Source organism: Microvirga arsenatis, assembly GCF_009910705.1.
Taxonomy (GTDB): Bacteria; Pseudomonadota; Alphaproteobacteria; order Rhizobiales; family Beijerinckiaceae; genus Microvirga; species Microvirga arsenatis.
Map to the genome: position 1 here is coordinate 1 of NZ_JAAAXJ010000069.1, position 809 is coordinate 809.

Genomic DNA, 809 nt, shown 5'->3' on the forward strand with positions numbered 1-809 from the left:
CTGGCGATGTCACGGTAACCTTTGGTCAGAGGCTTCTGCTCTAAGAGCTGTGGCATGACCAAGCCCATCAGCTACAAGCGCCATCGGTTCCCATCCCAGATCATCGCCCATGCAGTTTGGTTGTACTTCCGATTTCCTCTGAGCCTCCGGCTCGTCGAGGAGATGCTGTTCGAGCGCGGTATCCTCGTTTCATACGACACGATCCGCCGGTGGGGTAAGAAGTTCGGACCGGCTTATGCCCGGCGCCTTCGCCGCAAGCCGCCACGCCCGACTGACATTTGGCACCTGGACGAGGCGGTGATCAGCATCGCTGGCGAGAAGCATTGGCTCTGGCGCGCTGTCGACCAGGATGGTTACGTGCTCGATGAGATCGTCCAGATGCGTCGGGACACCAAGGCGGCCAAGCGCCTGCTGACCCGACTGATGAAGAAGCAAGGCATGGCGCCCAAGCGTATCGTCACCGACAAGCTGTCCTCATACGGAGCAGCCCGACGCCAAGTCATGCCGAGGGTCGAGCACCGGTCCCACAAGGGTCTCAACAATAGGGCTGAGAATTCCCATCTCCCGCTGAGGAAACGGGAGAGGGTGATGCAGGGCTTTCAGTCTGTCGGAGGCCTGCAGCGGTTCACGTCAGTCTTTTCAGCTGTCAGAAACCTGTTCGTTCCGCCCCATTCGCGTCAGTCTGCCCTCGCCACCCACCTTCACCGCCTCCAAGCCATGGGAGCGTGGAAGGCCGCGGCAGGCGTGCTCGCCTGAAGCCCGCGAAGCAGGGCTTGCTGCGGTCCCCGCAAGTTTACGTGACATCACCC

General features: G+C 61.1%; 1 protein-coding gene. It reads left to right on the plus strand.

Features of this window, described 5'->3' with window-relative positions; all coding sequences use genetic code 11:
- The first annotated feature begins 54 nt into the window (after positions 1-54).
- Positions 55-756, plus strand: coding sequence for an IS6 family transposase (locus GR303_RS24245; protein ID WP_161727030.1), 702 nt, complete (start codon positions 55-57; stop codon positions 754-756).
- Positions 757-809 lie beyond the last annotated feature (53 nt).

Bases quoted from the DNA above. Each gene is read 5' to 3' on its own strand.
- GR303_RS24245 (WP_161727030.1), top strand. From the start codon at position 55: ATGACCAAGCCCATCAGCTACAAGCGCCATCGGTTCCCATCCCAGATC.